The organism is Rhodococcus phenolicus (genome assembly GCF_001646785.1).
In the GTDB taxonomy this organism is placed as follows: domain Bacteria; phylum Actinomycetota; class Actinomycetes; order Mycobacteriales; family Mycobacteriaceae; genus Rhodococcus; species Rhodococcus phenolicus.
Genome location: NZ_LRRH01000005.1, coordinates 172,515 through 188,418, shown reverse-complemented (window position 1 = coordinate 188,418; position 15,904 = coordinate 172,515). Strand labels below are relative to the sequence as shown.

Below are 15,904 nucleotides of genomic sequence, written 5' to 3'. Positions count from 1 at the left end.
GGTTCACCGCCATGGGTTCCTCGATCACCGTCGTCGGCATGGGTGCGGACGGCTGGGACAGCATCGCATCGGCCGGGCGGGCACGCGTGCTGCAGGCCGACGTGCTCCTCGGCGGCCGCCGGCATCTGGCGCTGCTGCCCGACACCCACGCCCTGCGCGAGCCGTGGCCGTCACCGCTGCTCGCCGGTCTCGACGACCTGCTGGCGCGGCACACCGGGCGGGATGTGGTGGTGGTCGCCTCGGGCGATCCGCTGGTGTCCGGAATCGGCGCGACCCTCGTCCGGCGCCTCGGCGCGGACGCCGTGCAGGTGATCCCGGCGGTGTCCTCCGTCGCGCTCGCCCGCGCCCGGATGGGTTGGGCCGCCGAGGATTGCGAGACCGTCACCCTGGTCGGTCGTCACGTCGACGTTCTGCGCCGCTATCTGACCCGCGGCCGTCGGCTCGTCGTGCTGACCTCCGACGCCTCCGGTCCGGCGGAGGTCGCGCGGCTGCTCGTCGACGCCGGTTTCGCAGATGCCCGCGTGACGGTGCTCGCGAACCTCGGGCACCCGACCGACGAGACGCGCCGGGACGGCCCGGCCGCCGGCCTCGTCGGCACGACCTCCGCCGAGCTGAACCTGCTGTGCATCGAATGCTCGGGGGCCGAGGGATTGTCGACCGTTCCGGGACTGCCCGACGACTGCTTCGAGCACGACGGTCAGCTCAGCAAACGCCCGATCCGGGTCGCGGCGGTGTCCGCGCTGTCCCCGAAACCGGGGCAACTGCTGTGGGACGTCGGAGCGGGTGCCGGTTCGGTCGGGATCGAATGGGCCCGCACCGACCCGCGCTGCCGCACGCTCGCCCTCGAACAGAACGCCGCCCGTGCCGATGCGATCGAACGCAACGCCCTCCGGCTCGGCGTCCCGACCACGGTACGGGTCGTGCGGGGTGCCGCGCCTGCCGCACTCGCCGGTCTGGACACCCCCGACGCGATCTTCGTCGGCGGAGGGGGAAGCCGGACGGGCGTGCTCGAGACATGTTGGGAGGCATTGCGTCCCGGTGGAAGGCTCGTCGCGCATGCGGTGACGCTGGAAACGGAAGTGGTCCTCGTCGACTGGTGGAAACGCCACGGGGGAGAACTGACGCGGCACTCGGTCGAACAGGCCGCCGCGATCGGGACGTTCAGCGGATGGCAGGCGCTGCGACCGGTGGTGCAGTGGAGCGTCGTGAAAGGTGAAAAATGACAGTGCATTTCGTGGGATCCGGACCGGGTGCGGCGGATCTGCTGACGCTGCGGGCGGTGACGATGCTGCGCGAGGCGCGCGTCGTGCTGTACGCGGGGACCTACCTGGACCAGGAGGTGCTGTCCCACTGCGCCGCCGGCGTCGAACTGATCGACACACAGCACCTCGATCTCGACGAGATCACCGCCCATCTCGTCGACGCGCACCGGCGCGGACTCGACACGGTGCGGCTGTGCTCCGGTGACCCGTCGCTGTACTCGGCGCTCACCGAGCAGACCCGCCGCCTCGACGCCGCGGGTGTGCCGTGGGACGTGACACCGGGTGTGCCCGCGTACGCCGCGGCCGCCGCGACCCTCGGCGCGGAACTGACGGTTCCCGAACTCGCGCAGACGGTCGTGCTCACCCGCACGCAGGCCCGATCCACCGCGATGCCCGCGACCGAAGCGCTCGCGAAGGTCGCGGGGCTTCGTGCGAGCCTCGTGCTGCACCTGGCGATCACCCGGATCCGGGTGCTGGCGGACGAATTGAGCGCCGAATACGGCGTCGACTGTCCCGCCGCGGTCGTGGCGTTCGCGTCGCGGCCGAACCAGCTCGTGCTGCGCGGCACCCTCGCCGACATCGCGGACAAGGTCGAGGAGGCCGGGCTGAAGCACACCGCCGTCGTCCTGGTCGGACGCGCACTCGGGATCCGCGAGCAGTCGCAGGTCGCGTGCTCACACCTGTACGACCCGGCACGCGACCGGGCCAGGTGACCCCGCCGTCCGAGCGAATGTATCCCTCGTCTCCTTCAATCGAGTGAGTGTATCCTTCGCTCGGCGACGGGCGGGCTCGGCGCCGGTGATGAACGCGACCGCGACCTCAGCCCTTCCCGCCGGTGTCGCTTCCCGCGGCCGCCTTGACGGCCGAAATGATTCCCTGGTAGCCGGTGCAGCGGCAGATGTTTCCGGACAGCGCCTCCCGGATCTCGCCGTCCGTCGGGGACGGGTTGTCGCGCAGGAACGCGCTCGCCGTGACGACGAACCCCGGTGTGCAGAAACCGCATTGGAGGCCGTGGTGATCGCGGAACGCGGCCTGGACCGGTGACAGCGTGCCGTCGGGTTCGGCGATACCCTCGACGGTGGTGATCTCGGAACCGTCGGTCTGCACCGCGAACACCAGGCACGCGCGAACCGCCTCGCCGTCGAGCAGCACCGTGCACGCGCCGCACACTCCGTGTTCGCAGCCCAGGTGTGTTCCGGTCAGGCCGCAGTCGATGCGCAGGAAGTCGGCGAGGGTCAGCCGGGGAGGCACGGTGCGGCGATAGCTCGTGCCGTTGATCCGCACCTCGATGTCGACGTCAGCCATGCGTTGCCTCCTCTACGGCGCGCTTGAAGGCGCGCGCCACCATTGCTGTTCCCACGCGCTTGCGGTACTCGACCGGACCGTGCAGGTCCTCGGAGATCGACTCGACGGTGTCGAGGACATCGCGTCCGACCGTCTCCGGATCGTGCTCCGCGGCACCACGGCCGGTGAGGGTCTCCTCGACGGCGGTCGCTCGGGTCGCGGTCGGCCCCAACCCGAAGGTGGTGATCGCGCATCGTTCGATCGTCGAATCGTCGGCGAGGGTGAGTGCGACGAGCGCGCCGGCGACCGCGAAATCGCCGCTGCGCCGGGTGAATTCCTCGATCGCGAAACCGCTGCGGGGCGGTGCGACGGGGAAGACGATGCCGGTGATCAGCTCGTCCTCGGCGAGATCGGTGCTCCACATGCCGGTGAAGAACTGCGACGCGGGGATCGTGCGGACGCCCCGCGGCGACAGTGTCTCGATCTCGGCGTCGAGTGTCAGTGCGACGGCCGGATATTCGCCGGCGCCGTCGGCGTGGGCGATCGACCCTCCGATCGTGCCGCGATTGCGGATCTGGAAATGCCCGATCAGCGGGGTCGCGCGGGAGAGCAGCGGCACCGCGTCGCGGACCTGTTCGGACCGGCCGACCGTGCTGTGGGTCGTGCCGGCGCCGATCCACACCGAGTCGTCCCGAACGTCGATGCCCCGCAACGTCTCCACGCGACGCAGGTCGACGAGGTGCTCGAACACGGCGAGGCGCAGGTTGAGCATCGGCATCAGCGACTGTCCGCCGGCGATGAACTTCGCGTCGTCGCCGAGTTCGGTGATCAGGGCGATCGCCTCTTCTGCGGTGGCGGGAGCGTGGTAGTCGAACGCTGCCGGTTTCATGCCGTCACCTTCCGGGCCTGCTCGATCATCGACACGATCGTCGACGGGGTCAGCGGGAGTCTCGACACCTCGACACCGAACGGTGCGAGCGCGTCCGCGACCGCGTTGACCACCGCAGGGGAGGAGCCGATCGCGCCGCCCTCACCGACACCCTTGTGCCCACCGGGCCCGGGACTCGGTGTTTCGACGTGTCCGAGTTCGATGTCGGGGACCTCGGTGGCGGTCGGCAGCAGGTAGTCCATGAACGTCGTGGTCACCGGGTTGCCGGTCTCGTCGTAGGCCAGGTGCTCGTAGAGCGCGCCGCCGATGCCCTGCACGGTGCCGCCCCAGATCTGTCCCTCGACGACGTTGGGATTGATCATCGGGCCGCAGTCCTCGCTGACGATGTAGCGCAGGAATTTCACCGCGCCGGTCGCGATGTCGACCTCGACGGTGCACAGGTGGGTCGCGTTGGCCCAGATCATCATCTGGTCCGCGCGGTAACGACCGCTGGCCTCCAGACCCGCGGGCACACCCGGCGGCAACGTCTCGGTCTGGAAGTACGCGATGTCGGCGATCTCCTGCAGCGACAGCCCGACGCCGGGTACCCCGCGGACGGTGGCGCGGCTCTCGGCGAGTTCGATGTCCTCCGGGGCGGCCTCGAGCCGGTGCGCGGCGATCGCGAGGATGCGTTCGCGCAGCACCGACGCGGTCTCACCGACCGCACCGGCGGTCATCGCGCCCGAGCGGCTGCCGCCGGTGCCGGCGCCGAACGGCGCGACCGCGGTGTCGCCCTGGATGGTGTTGACGTCGGAGAGGGCGCACCCGAGCGCGTCGGCGGTCAACTGGACCACGGTCGTCTCGAGGCTGTTGCCCGACGATCCGCCCGCGACGTACACGTTGACCTTGCCGGACGGTTCGATGCGGATGGTCGCGCCCTCGGTGCTGTGGAACGGGGTGGCGCCGGCGGTGGGTTCGAGATAGGTGCAGGTGCCGAGCCCGATGTAGCGGCCCTCGGCGCGCGCCATTTCCTGCTCCCGGCGGAAGGCGTCGAAGTCGAGCATCGACAGGGCCTGCTCGAACGTCTCGCGTGGAGTGACGTCGCTGAACGGCATACCGGTCGGCGCGGCGACGGGGAACTCGTCGTTGCTGTACATGTTCCGGCGGCGCAACTCGATCGGATCGAGTCCGATGCGGCGGGCCGCGGTGTCCAGCAGCACTTCCCGTGCCATCGACTCGTACTGCCACGGTCCGCGGTACGCGACGCGGCCGACGGTGTTGGTGTAGTGCAGTTTCAGGCTGAACGTGGCGGCGGGGACGCGATACGGGCCGGGGAAGAGCATGCCGACGGCGGAGGCGGCGGTCACCGGCGACGGCACCGGGTAGGCGCCCACGTTCTGCACGTGGTCGAGCGTGGCGGCGAGGATCCTGCCGTCCGCGTCCAGGGCGATGCGGGCCTCGCCGTGTTCCTCCCGCGCCATCCCGGCCGACATCATGTGCTCCTGCCGGTCCTCGATCCACTTGACCGCGAACGGCAGCAGGGTCGCCGCGAGCATGATGCAGATGTCCTCGCGCTGCGGCACGACCTTCTGGCCGAATCCACCGCCGGTGTCGCGCATGAGGACGCGGACCCGGTGTTCGTCGATGCCGAGCAGCTTCGCGCAGAATCCGCGGACTTCGTGTGGCGACTGGGTCGATGCCCACACGGTCATCTCTCCGGTCGATGTGGTCCATTCCGCAACCAGGCCGCGCGTCTCCATCGGGACCGCGATGTACGCCTGCTGGTGGACGGTCTGGGACACGACGTGCGGCGCCTCGTCGAAGATCCGCAGCAATTCGTCGGACGGGGGCAGCGCCATGCCACCGGCGTTGTTACCGGGGAACTGCGCGTGCACGAGCTCGTCGTTCGTGTCTGCGGTGACGTAGTCGACCACCGGCGTGAGCGCTTCGTAGTCGACCGCGACGAGTTCGACGGCGTCCTCGGCGATGTAGCGGTCGCGGGCGATGACGAGCGCGACGGGGTCGCCGACGAACCGGACCTCGTCCTCGGCCAGCGGTGGCCAGTTCAGACTCGGCATGAACGGGCCGTCCAGCGCGTACTTCTGTTCGTGGACGCGCGGGTTGAGGTCGGACGCGACGAACACCGCGTGCACGCCGTCGAGCGCCTCGGCTTCGCTGGTGTCGATCGAGACGATTCTGCCCCGGGGAATCGGGCTGCGGACGAAGCATGCGTGGAACATGCCCGGACGCGTGACGTCGTCGACGAACAACCCGGCGCCGGTGAGCAACCGCGGATCTTCGATGCGCGGAACCCGGGCACCGACGTAGCAGGAAGGAACTGTTGGGGTCACGCTCACTCGTCACCTCGGACTTCGCACGAAACACGGGAAGGTCGCTGCACGGGTCGGGCTCGCTGTGCTGAGCACCTGTTTAGCATCGGCCCGAATGAGATGTCAATCACATTCTCGTGATTGGAGAGTCTCGCTTACCGGCGGTGGAGCGGGCGTGGCCGGGATCACGCTTGACGGACGGGGGTGAACGACGTTCACTGGTATTTCGGTGAACATTGTTCACCATATTGTCGACAGGGAGGGCGCAGTGAGCCCAGATCACCGGAAACCGCAGAGCGATACCGCCGTCACGGCACTGCTGAGCCTGGCCGGGCTCGTCGTCGCGCTGCAGACGACCCTCGTGGTGCCGTTGCTGCCCAACCTGCCCGGCATCCTCGGTGTCAGCGACGGCGACGCGACCTGGCTGGTGACGATCACACTGCTCACCGGCGCGGTCGCGACGCCGATCGTCTCGCGCATGGCCGACATGTACGGCAAGCGCCGGATGATGATCCTGTCGCTGTCGATGATGCTGCTCGGTTCCCTCGTCGCGGCGATCGGCGGCACCTACGTGACCGTGCTCGTCGGCCGTGCCTTCCAGGGCTTCTCGTCCGCGTTGATCCCGGTCGCGATGGCGGTGCTGCGTGATGTGCTGCCGCGGGAGAAGGTCGCGTCCGGCGTCGCGATGGTCAGCGCGACGATGGGTATCGGCGGTGCCCTCGGTCTCCCCGCCGCGGGTGTGCTGTTCGACCACTTCGGCTGGAGCTCGGTGTTCTGGGTGTCCGCGGCCGCGGGTGCGCTGCTGCTCACCGGCATCCTGATCCTCGTTCCCGCCGGTGTCTCCGGGACCCCCGGCCGCTTCGACGTCCTCGGGGCGGTACTGCTCTCCCTCGCGCTGGTCGCGTTGCTGCTCGGCATCTCGAAAGGACCGGCCTGGGGTTGGACCAGCCCCCGCATCCTGCTGAGCCTGGGCGCGGCCGTCCTCGTCCTCGCCGCTTGGGTGCCCTACGAGCTCCGTGCGAAGGCGCCGATGGTGGACCTGCGCATCTCGGTGCGCCGTCCCGTCCTGCTGACCAACCTCGCAGGTCTGTTCGTCTCGTTCGCCGCGTACGCCAACACCCTTGCGACCACCCAGCAGCTGCAGCTGCCGGAGATCACGGGGTTCGGATTCGGGCTCAGTGCCGCGACCGCGGGCCTGTGCATGGTGCCCGGCGGCATGGCCATGATGATCATCTCGCCGCTCTCCGCGCGGATCACCGGACGTTTCGGTGCCCGCACCACCCTGGTCGCGTCGACACTCCTGATGACGCTGGCCTACGCCTTCCGCATGACCTTCGACGACACGGTCGTCCTCATCGTCGTCGGCAGCGTCCTGGTGAGCATCGGCAACGCGCTCGCCTTCGCCGTCATGCCGATCCTCATCATGAACGCGGTGCCGCTGAACGAGACCGCCGCCGCCAACGGCGTCAACTCGCTGCTGCGCACCGTCGGCTCGTCGAGCATGAGCGCCGTCGTCGCGGCGTTGCTGACCGGCATCACCGTCGAGGCCGCCGGACACACCTTCCCCGGACACGCCGCGTTCGTCGCGATGTTCGCGGTCGCCGGTGCCGCGACGCTGTTGGCTACCCTGGCCGGTGTGTTCCTACCCAGACCCGCCCGCGCACGCATCGAACCGGTGACGACCCCGGAGTCCGTCCGGGCAGGGTTGTGACCGAACGCACCACCCGGGACGCCGTCCTCGAGGTGGCCCGGAAACTGTTCACCGAGCGTGGATTCACGTCGACGACGATCCGCGACATCGCCGAGGGGGCCGGCGTCTCGCCGGCGCTGGTGATGAAGCTGACCGGCAGCAAGGCGCAGCTGTTCGAGGCCGCGGTCCCCGACGCACCGAACGTCGACGAACTCGACCATCCCGCCGAGCCGGTCGGCCACCGCATGACCCGGGCGCTCGTCGAGCGTCGTGATTCCGGCGACTTCGAGTTCTGGGCGATGGCGCCGTTCCTGCTGCAGGAGGCACCCGACCGGGACGCGGCGCGCGCGAACATGGAGGCGCGGTTCGTCCCGCGCATCGCCGCCGCGATCGGCGAGGACACCCCGACGCAGGTGCGCGCGCGGCTCATCGTCAGCATGCTGCTCGGGCTCGCCAGCGGACTGCGAACCTTCGAGCTGGTCACCCCCGACGTGATCGAGAGCGACCGGCTCGTCGCGACCTACGGCGCGCTCGTGCAGGCGATCATCGACGACCCCGCGCTGTAGCGGGCCGCGTGGCGTTCAGTCCACCGATCGGGCGGTCCACACCGCGCCCGCGGGTGTCACGGACGTACCTGCCGCACCGACGATCAGCAGGCACTTCATGTCGATCGTCGCCGGGTCCAGCTTTTCGAGCGTAGTGACGTCGAGCGATTCCCCCGGACGGCCCACGTCCCGGCCGACGACCACGACGGTGTCGGCGGGCCGGTGCCGCAGGAGCACGGCCCGGGCGTCGGCGACCTGCGTGGTGCGGGACCGCGACGCCGGGTTGTAGATGCCTAGCACCAGGTCCGCCTGCGCGACCGCGATCAGGCGCTTCTCGATGACCGGCCACGGCTTGAGCCGGTCGGACAGGCTCATCACCGCGAAGTCGCCGCCGATCGGAGCGCCCGCCCGCGCGGCGACGGCCTGCACCGCGGACACCCCGGGCAGTACCCGGATCGGAATCTCGTCGTAGCGGTCGTCCTGTGCGGCCTCGAACACGGCCGACGCCATGCCGAAGACGCCGGCGTCACCACCGGAGACCACCGCGACCTTCTCGCCCGCCGCCGCCAGGTCGAGTGCGAAGCGCGCCCGGTCCACCTCGACGGTGTTTCCGCTCGAATGCCGTTGCAGTCCGGCCCGAACCGGTACCCGGTCCACGTACGGTCCGTAACCGACGACGTGATCGACGGACGCCAATGCGGCGGACGCTTCCGGAGTCAGCCACCTGTCGTCGGCGGGGCCGAGTCCGATCACCAGGAGTTCCTGTACCGCAGTGGTTTCCACGCGGTCGGGGCTCGCCGGACGGGAGCGGTCGGTGATGCCGCGATTGCGCGGGGCCCGGTCGCCCGGCGCGAGGATCACCGAGAAGTACGGCACCGCATCGGGATCCACGTCGGCGACCGGCGCGATGCGTTGTCCTCCCATCGATGCGCGTTCGACGTACACGGCGTCGTCGAGCCGGCCGGCCTGCGCGAGAGCGTTCCGGACCGCGGGAAAGGTCCGTCCCAGTTTCATGATCACCGCACCGTCGGTGTCGGCGAGCCGCCGCGCCAGCTCCGGTTCCGGCAGGGTGCCGGGCAGGACAGTGAGCACATCGGTTCGCCGGACGAGGGGTTCCGCTGTGGCCGCCGCCGCGGCCGAGAACGACGTCACGCCGGGGACCACCTCGGCCGTATATCGATCGGCGAGTCGGTCGTGCAGATACATGTAGGAGCCGTAGAACAGCGGATCGCCCTCGCACAGCACCACGACGGTCCGCCCGGCCTCGAGGTGGGCGGCGAGGCGCCGGGCGCAGTCGTCGTAGAACTCGGCGATCGCACCGTCGTACCCACCGGGGTGTTCAGTGGTGCCCGTGGTCACCGGGTACACCATCCGCTCCTCGACGACGCCGACCGGAATGATCTCGGCGGCAATGGATCGCGCGATCGATCGGCCGTGAGTGCCGGAGTGGTACGCGATCACGTCGGCGTCGGCGATCAGCCGCGCCGCCTTGCGGGTGATCAGTTCGGGATCGCCAGGGCCCAGGCCCACGCCGTAGAGTCGTCCGGTGCTCATTCCTGCTCCTGCGCTAGTGCGTTGAGTGCGGACGACGCCATCGCCGAGCCGCCGCGTCGTCCCCGGACCGCCAGGAACGGGATCTGCAGTTCGTGTTCGATCAGGGCTTCCTTCGATTCCGCCGCGCCGATGAAGCCGACCGGCACACCGACGATGGCGGCCGGTCGCGGGCCGCCCGCGTCGAGCATCTCGAGCAGGTGGAACAGGGCGGTCGGTGCGTTGCCGATCGCGACGACCGCGCCGGCGAGGTGATCGGCCCACAGCGACACCGCCGCCGCGGACCGGGTCGTGCCCCACCGTTCGGCCATGCCCGGCACCCGTGGGTCGCCGAGCAGGCACAGCACCGGGTTGTCCGCCGGCAGACGCTTGCGGGTGACGCCGGAGGCGACCATGTTCGCGTCGGTGAGGATCGGCGCTCCGGCGGCCAAGGCGTCCCGCGCCGCCCGGACCAGTCCGGGATGGATGACGAGATCGCGGGTGAGGTCGGTCTGGCCGCTGGCGTGGATCATCCGCACCGCGACCTTCTCGGCGTCGGTGGGAATGCCGGTCAGGTCCGACTCGGACCGGATCGTCGCGAAGGACCGCACATAGATCTCGGCACCGTCGGTTTCGTAGTCGTACCGGCGGGGCGGGGGCGTCTCGATCACATGGGGCTCCTGGCGACGACGAGCGTATGGGGAAAAGGTGGTGCGCCGCAGGCACGTTCGCATCCGACGATGTGGACGTGCCGGGAAGAGGACGGCTCTGCGACTGTTCGTCGGGCCGCTTCTCGCGTATCGCTGCGGGCGAGACTACACCGGGGCGCACCGGTGCACGCGGACACCCGAGACCACGGAGAATTCTCGGCAGGTTCGAAACCCGCGTCCGCGAGCGCATCCACATCGACGTCGGGCGGAAGGACGAGACCCCGCCACGGCGTGACGATCACGCCGCGATCCGGCAGGACCGACGCCATCGCCGGAGTGATGATTCCCAGGGGCACCAGAACGGACACGGCACCGTCGAGGACCCCGTACGGCATCCGGTACGGCGCGAGCCGGGGGAGCGGTGCCACACCACCGAGCTCGCGGCCCTCGCCCGGTAGTTGCCGCACGTGCCAGAGCGTTTCCCGCACCTCGACGAACCTCACCGCGGCGTCGACCAGTGCCCGGACCGCGCCGGTGATCGGGACGACCGGTCCGCTCAGTCCGCCGATCCCGATCCGCATCCGTTCGGCGTCGAGCGCCGTCGCGGACAGGTCGCAGCGGAGACCGGTGACGTCGCCGCGGCCGTCGTCGATTGCGAACAGGAACCGGCCCGGCAGGTCCGCCAGGCCGGGTTCGCTGCACACTGCCGCATCGAGTTCGGCGACGAGGGGGCGGACGTCCGCGAGTCCTCCGGTGATGCCGGACAACGGGGACGCGACGACGTTGCGGACCCGTTCGTGGCTCGCGGACGGCAGGAAGCCCGCGTCGGCGACCGCGGTGACCAGGCGCTCGGGGACACCACCGCACTCGTCCACGAAAACACCCCTGATCTGGATGTTTCCGCGTGAGGTGAGGTGAAGGTCGCCGTCGGCGAACCGGGCTGCGGCGGCGGAGAGCCGACGCAGCCCGTGGTCGGGGAGACGCCCGCCGGGAGCACGCACGCGCACCAGCGCGCCGTCCGCGGCGAGGTGCGGGCGCAGCAGCCCCGGGCATCGATCCGGGGGGAGGGGGTCGGCCGAACGGTCCGTCATGGCCGCACATGGTTGCATACCTGCCCAGGAGGTGCGCTACTCTCGGCGTGCCGTGGTGTTCGGGAAGCCGGTGAGAAACCGGCGCGGCCCTCGCCACTGTGAGCGGGTAGTCGGCTCACCCTCGTCCGGTCCGGTTCGCCGGGGCGGAGACCACTGGAGTTGCCTCCGGGAAGGTCGGTGCGGCCGGCGTCGATCCGTCAGCCAGGAGACCGGCCACGGCACGCGAGGTCCACGAGGGTTTGGAGACTGAACATGGCTGTTTTCGTGCTGTTCCGGGGCGTGCGGTGACGCGCCTGACGTTGCTGTCGACGTCCGACACCGACCTGCTGTCGGCTCGGGCGAGCGGCGCCGACTGGGTGGTGGGGAACCCGTCCCGGCTCGACCTGACCGGTGAATCTCCGACCGCCCTGCCCGCGCTGCTCGCGGGCTCCGACCTGGTCGTCGTGCGGATTCTCGGGTCGGCCCGGTCCTGGCAGGAGGGGCTCGATCGGGTGCTCGCCCGGGGTGTCCCCGTGGTCGTCCTGGGCGGCGAGCAGACGCCCGACGGCGAGTTGATGGGTTACTCGACCGTGCCCATCGGCACCGCGTCCGAAGCGCACCGATACCTGGCCCACGGCGGACCCGGGAACCTCGCGCAACTGCATGCCTTCCTGTCGGACACCGTGCTCCTCGGCGGCGACGGTTTCGAACCTCCTGCGGCACTTCCCGAATGGGGCGTCGCCGACCGTCCCGCGCCCGCCGTCGGCGGGTTGCCGAGGGTGGGCGTGCTGTTCTACCGCGCCCACCACGCGAGCGGAAACGTGCAGTTCGTGCACGATCTCGCGGACGCGATCGACGCGACCGGCCGGGCGCAGGCCGTAGTGATCCACTGCGCGTCGCTGCGTGGTGCACCCGAGGATCTGCTCGGTCTGCTGGGGACCCTCGACGCCCTGGTGGTGACGGTGCTCGCCGCGGGTGGCACCAAACCGGCGACCGTCGGCGCGGGCGGCGACGACGAGGCCTGGGACGTCGCGACGCTCGCCGCCCTCGACATCCCGATCCTGCAGGCGCTGTGCCTGACCTGGAGCCGGGAGAACTGGGCGGACTCGGACGACGGTGTCTCCCCGCTGGATTCGGCTACGCAGATCGCCGTCCCGGAGTTCGACGGGCGCATCATCACGGTTCCGTTCTCGTTCAAGGAGCTCGGCGCCGACGGTCTTCCCCGATACGTCACCGACCCCGAACGCTGTGCCCGGGTCGCGGGAATCGCGGTCGCGCACGCGCGATTGCGGCACGTGCCGCCCGCGCAGCGACGCATCGCGATCATGCTCTCGGCGTACCCGACGAAGCATTCGCGGGTGGGCAACGCGGTGGGTCTCGACACCCCGGTCTCGGCGATCCGGTTGCTGCGGGCCATGCGGGACCAGGGCTACGACCTGGGCGACGGCTTCCCCGGCATGGATCTGGAGGACGACACGGAGGCCGGGAACGCCCTGATCCACGCGCTCATCGACGCCGGCGGTCAGGACGAGGAATGGCTCACGGCCGAGCAGCTGTCCGGTAACCCGGTACGCGTGACCACCGCTCGGTATCGGGAGTGGACGAAGTCCCTGCCCGCGGAGCTGACCGACGCGATGACCGAGGCGTGGGGCGAGGCACCCGGATCGTTGTTCGTCGACGGCGAGGGTGAGGACGAGGCGGTCGTACTGGCGACCCTGCAGGCCGGGAACATCGTCCTGATGATCCAGCCGCCCAGGGGATTCGGGGAGAATCCCGTCGCGATCTACCACGATCCGGACATGGCGCCGTCCCACCATTACATGGCGGCCTATCGATGGGTGGAACGAGGATTCGGTGCCGACGCCGTCGTGCATCTCGGCAAGCACGGCTCGATGGAATGGCTGCCCGGCAAGAACGCCGGACTGTCCGCCTCCTGCGCGACCGACGCGGCGATCGGCAACCTCCCGCTGATCTACCCGTTCCTCGTCAACGATCCCGGGGAAGGCGCGCAGGCCAAGCGGCGCGCGCACGCGACGATCGTCGACCATCTGATCCCGCCGATGGCGCGCGCCGAATCGTACGGCGACATAGCGCGTTTGGAACAGTTGCTCGACGAGTACTCGAACATCGCGGCAATGGATCCCGCCAAGCTCCCGGCGATCCGCGCACAGATCTGGACGCTGATCCGGGCTGCGAAACTCGACCACGACCTGGGTCTGGACGACCGGCCCCACGACGCCGAGTTCGACGATTTCCTGCTGCATGTCGACGGGTGGCTGTGCGAGGTCAAGGACGCGCAGATCCGTGACGGTCTGCACGTGCTCGGCGGCGCTCCGGCCGGCGAGGCCCGGGTGAATCTGGTGCTGTCGATCCTGCGGGCCGCACAGGTGTGGGGTGGGCAGGCCCATGCGGTTCCGGGACTGCGCGCCGCACTGGGCCTGAAACCCGATGCTCCCCTGACCGAGGTGGATGCGGTGGAGTCGCAGGCCCGGGCTCTGGTGCAGGCGATGGAAGACGCCGGGTGGGCCACCGGATCGGTCTCGGGCGCAGTCGAATCCGTTCTCGGTGCCGACGACGCGGAGATCGCACGCGTGCTGACCTTCGCGGCCGAACAGGTGGTGCCGAGACTGGCGCGCACGACCGACGAACTCGACATGGTGCTGCATGCCCTGGACGGCGGCTACGTGCCCGCCGGCCCGTCCGGTTCGCCGCTGCGCGGTCTGGTGAACGTGCTCCCCACCGGGCGCAACTTCTACACCGTCGACCCGAAGGCGGTGCCCAGTCGACTCGCCTACGACACCGGCGTCGCACTGGCGAACGCACTGGTCGAGCGGTACCTCGCCGATACCGGCAGCTACCCGCGGTCCGTCGGACTGTCGGTGTGGGGGACCTCCGCGATGCGCACGGCGGGCGACGACATCGCCGAAGTCCTCGCTCTCGTCGGTGTCCGGCCGGAGTGGGATCCCGAGTCCCGCCGCGTGCGTGAGCTGACGGTCGTGCCGCTCGCCGAACTCGGCCGTCCGCGCATCGATGTCACGGTGCGGATCTCCGGGTTCTTCCGCGACGCGTTCCCGCACGTCATCGGGATGCTGGACGACGCCATCCGCACCGTCGCGGCACTCGACGAACCCGACGACATGAACTACGTCCGTGCCCACGCCCGGCGCGACGAGGCCGAGCACGGCGACGCGGACCGTGCGGTCCGCCGGATCTTCGGATCCGAGCCGGGCTCCTACGGCGCGGGCATCCTGCAGCTCATCGACTCCGGAAACTGGCGCACCGACGAGGATCTCGCCGAGGTGTACACCGCGTGGGGCGGATTCGCGTACGGCCGCGGGGTGCACGGCGAACCCGCCGCCGACGACATGCGCGCCAACTACCGGCGCATCGCGGTCGCGGCGAAGAACACCGACACCCGCGAACACGACATCGCGGATTCGGACGACTATTTCCAGTACCACGGCGGCATGGTCGCGACCGTGCGCGCGCTGACCGGCCACGACCCCAAGGCCTACATCGGGGATTCGACCACACCCGACGCCGTACGGACCCGGACGCTGGCAGAGGAGACGGCGCGGGTGTTCCGGGCGCGGGTGGTCAATCCGCGCTGGCTCGCGGCGATGCGCCGGCACGGTTACAAGGGCGCGTTCGAGCTCGCGGCGACCGTCGACTACCTGTACGGGTACGACGCGACCGCCGGGGTCGTCGCCGACTGGATGTACGAGACTCTGGCGCAGACGTACGCCCTGGATTCGGAGAACCAGCAGTTCCTGCGTGAAGCGAATCCGTGGGCGTTGCGCGGAATCGTCGAGCGACTGACCGAGGCCGCCGACCGTGGGCTGTGGGCGGAACCGGACCCGGCGACGATGCAGGCGCTGCAGCAGGCCTACCTCGACGTCGAAGGAGACCTCGAGGATCGCGAATGAGGTTACGTCTCATCGGCATCGGACCCGGTGGGCCGGACGACCTGACCGTCACGGCGGTGCGTGCCCTGAACGATGTGGACGTGTTCCTCGTCGCCGACAAGCAACGCGGCGTGGACGACCTGGTGTCGGTGCGCGAAGAGATCTGCCGCCGTCACATCACCGGAGACCATCGGGTGCTCGTCGTACCCGACCCGCCCCGGGACCGCGCACCGCAACGGTACGGAAACGAGGTGCGGGACTGGCATGCCGCACGCGCGGAGACCTACGAGACGGTGCTGCGCGAGCAGGTGCGCGCCGGGGAAACCGTCGGGTTCCTGGTGTGGGGTGATCCGAGCCTGTACGACAGCACCATTCGCGTCGTCGAACGAATCCGCGAACGCGGGGTCGTCGACCTCGACTACGACGTGATCCCCGGTGTCAGCAGCGTGCAGATGCTCGCCGCCCGGCACCGGCTGGTGCTCAACAGGATCGGCGGCCCGGTGACGATCACGACGGGGCGTCGTCTGCACGACGATGTCGCGGCTGGCGGCGACAACCTCGTCGTGATGCTCGACGGAAATCTCGCGTGTACCGAATTGCCCGGGGAATGGGACATCTGGTGGGGAGCGAACCTCGGGACAGCGGACGAGGAACTCGTCGCCGGGCGCCTGTCCGAGGTCCGGGACCGTATCGAGGTGGCCCGCGCCCGCTCGAAGTCCGCCCGCGGCTGGGTGATGGACACCTACCTGCTGCGGCGCGCCTGAGCAGGT

Annotated in this window: 12 protein-coding genes and 1 riboswitch; of the genes, 6 read left to right on the top strand and 6 right to left on the bottom strand. The window is 69.9% G+C overall.

Features of this window, described 5'->3' with window-relative positions; genetic code table 11:
- The first annotated feature begins 11 nt into the window (after positions 1 to 11).
- Together A8G15_RS02495 and A8G15_RS02490 are read left to right on the top strand one after the other, a co-directional pair.
- Positions 12 to 1,223, top strand: a complete 1,212-nt coding sequence (locus A8G15_RS02495) for a bifunctional cobalt-precorrin-7 (C(5))-methyltransferase/cobalt-precorrin-6B (C(15))-methyltransferase (RefSeq protein WP_068154987.1) — start codon at positions 12 to 14, stop codon at positions 1,221 to 1,223.
- Positions 1,220 to 1,975, top strand: coding sequence for a cobalt-precorrin-4/precorrin-4 C(11)-methyltransferase (locus A8G15_RS02490; protein WP_068154985.1), 756 nt, complete (start codon positions 1,220 to 1,222; stop codon positions 1,973 to 1,975). Before A8G15_RS02495 ends, A8G15_RS02490 begins: the two co-directional genes overlap by 4 nt.
- Positions 1,976 to 2,081: 106 nt before the next feature.
- On the opposite strand, the gene A8G15_RS02485 is transcribed toward A8G15_RS02490, so the two are convergent.
- From A8G15_RS02485 to A8G15_RS02475, 3 genes are read right to left on the bottom strand one after another with little or no spacing between them, the layout of a single operon-like run.
- Positions 2,082 to 2,567 carry a (2Fe-2S)-binding protein gene (locus A8G15_RS02485; RefSeq protein WP_068154984.1) on the bottom strand — a complete coding sequence of 162 codons (486 nt, stop codon included), beginning with the start codon at positions 2,565 to 2,567 and terminating at the stop codon, positions 2,082 to 2,084.
- Complete coding sequence (locus A8G15_RS02480) at positions 2,560 to 3,435, bottom strand: FAD binding domain-containing protein (RefSeq protein WP_068154983.1); 876 nt, start codon at positions 3,433 to 3,435, stop codon at positions 2,560 to 2,562. The genes A8G15_RS02485 and A8G15_RS02480 overlap by 8 nt, the downstream gene beginning before the upstream one ends.
- A complete protein-coding gene (locus tag A8G15_RS02475) occupies positions 3,432 to 5,765 on the bottom strand; it encodes a xanthine dehydrogenase family protein molybdopterin-binding subunit (RefSeq protein WP_068155112.1) in 2,334 nt (777 codons plus the stop codon). Before A8G15_RS02475 ends, A8G15_RS02480 begins: the two co-directional genes overlap by 4 nt.
- Positions 5,766 to 6,012: 247 nt before the next feature.
- Between A8G15_RS02475 and A8G15_RS02470 the strand changes: the two genes are divergently transcribed.
- Positions 6,013 to 7,455: an MFS transporter gene (locus A8G15_RS02470; RefSeq protein WP_068154981.1), complete on the top strand. Its 1,443-nt coding sequence runs from the start codon at positions 6,013 to 6,015 to the stop codon at positions 7,453 to 7,455.
- Positions 7,452 to 8,000 (top strand): TetR/AcrR family transcriptional regulator, encoded by a 549-nt coding sequence (locus A8G15_RS02465; RefSeq protein ID WP_068154979.1) that lies wholly within the window; start codon positions 7,452 to 7,454, stop codon positions 7,998 to 8,000. The genes A8G15_RS02470 and A8G15_RS02465 overlap by 4 nt, the downstream gene beginning before the upstream one ends.
- A 15-nt stretch (positions 8,001 to 8,015) precedes the next feature.
- On the opposite strand, the gene A8G15_RS02460 is transcribed toward A8G15_RS02465, so the two are convergent.
- The 3 genes from A8G15_RS02460 to A8G15_RS02450 are packed head-to-tail and all read right to left on the bottom strand — an operon-like array spanning position 8,016 to position 11,250.
- Positions 8,016 to 9,533, bottom strand: a complete 1,518-nt coding sequence (locus tag A8G15_RS02460; protein WP_068154977.1) for a precorrin-2 C(20)-methyltransferase — start codon at positions 9,531 to 9,533, stop codon at positions 8,016 to 8,018.
- The gene (locus A8G15_RS02455; protein ID WP_156665228.1) at positions 9,530 to 10,180 is read right to left on the bottom strand and encodes a precorrin-8X methylmutase; all 651 of its coding nucleotides are present in this window, start codon (positions 10,178 to 10,180) and stop codon (positions 9,530 to 9,532) included. Before A8G15_RS02455 ends, A8G15_RS02460 begins: the two co-directional genes overlap by 4 nt.
- Positions 10,177 to 11,250 carry a nitrite/sulfite reductase gene (locus tag A8G15_RS02450; protein ID WP_068154975.1) on the bottom strand — a complete coding sequence of 358 codons (1,074 nt, stop codon included), beginning with the start codon at positions 11,248 to 11,250 and terminating at the stop codon, positions 10,177 to 10,179. The genes A8G15_RS02455 and A8G15_RS02450 overlap by 4 nt, the downstream gene beginning before the upstream one ends.
- Before the next feature lie 36 nt (positions 11,251 to 11,286).
- Positions 11,287 to 11,482, top strand: a riboswitch (cobalamin riboswitch).
- Positions 11,483 to 11,534: 52 nt separating this feature from the next.
- Here A8G15_RS02450 and cobN point away from each other — a divergent pair.
- Both cobN and cobF read left to right on the top strand, forming a co-directional pair.
- The gene (gene cobN, locus A8G15_RS02445; RefSeq protein WP_068154974.1) at positions 11,535 to 15,155 is read left to right on the top strand and encodes a cobaltochelatase subunit CobN; all 3,621 of its coding nucleotides are present in this window, start codon (positions 11,535 to 11,537) and stop codon (positions 15,153 to 15,155) included.
- A complete protein-coding gene (cobF, locus tag A8G15_RS02440) occupies positions 15,152 to 15,898 on the top strand; it encodes a precorrin-6A synthase (deacetylating) (protein ID WP_068154972.1) in 747 nt (248 codons plus the stop codon). The genes cobN and cobF overlap by 4 nt, the downstream gene beginning before the upstream one ends.
- Positions 15,899 to 15,904 lie beyond the last annotated feature (6 nt).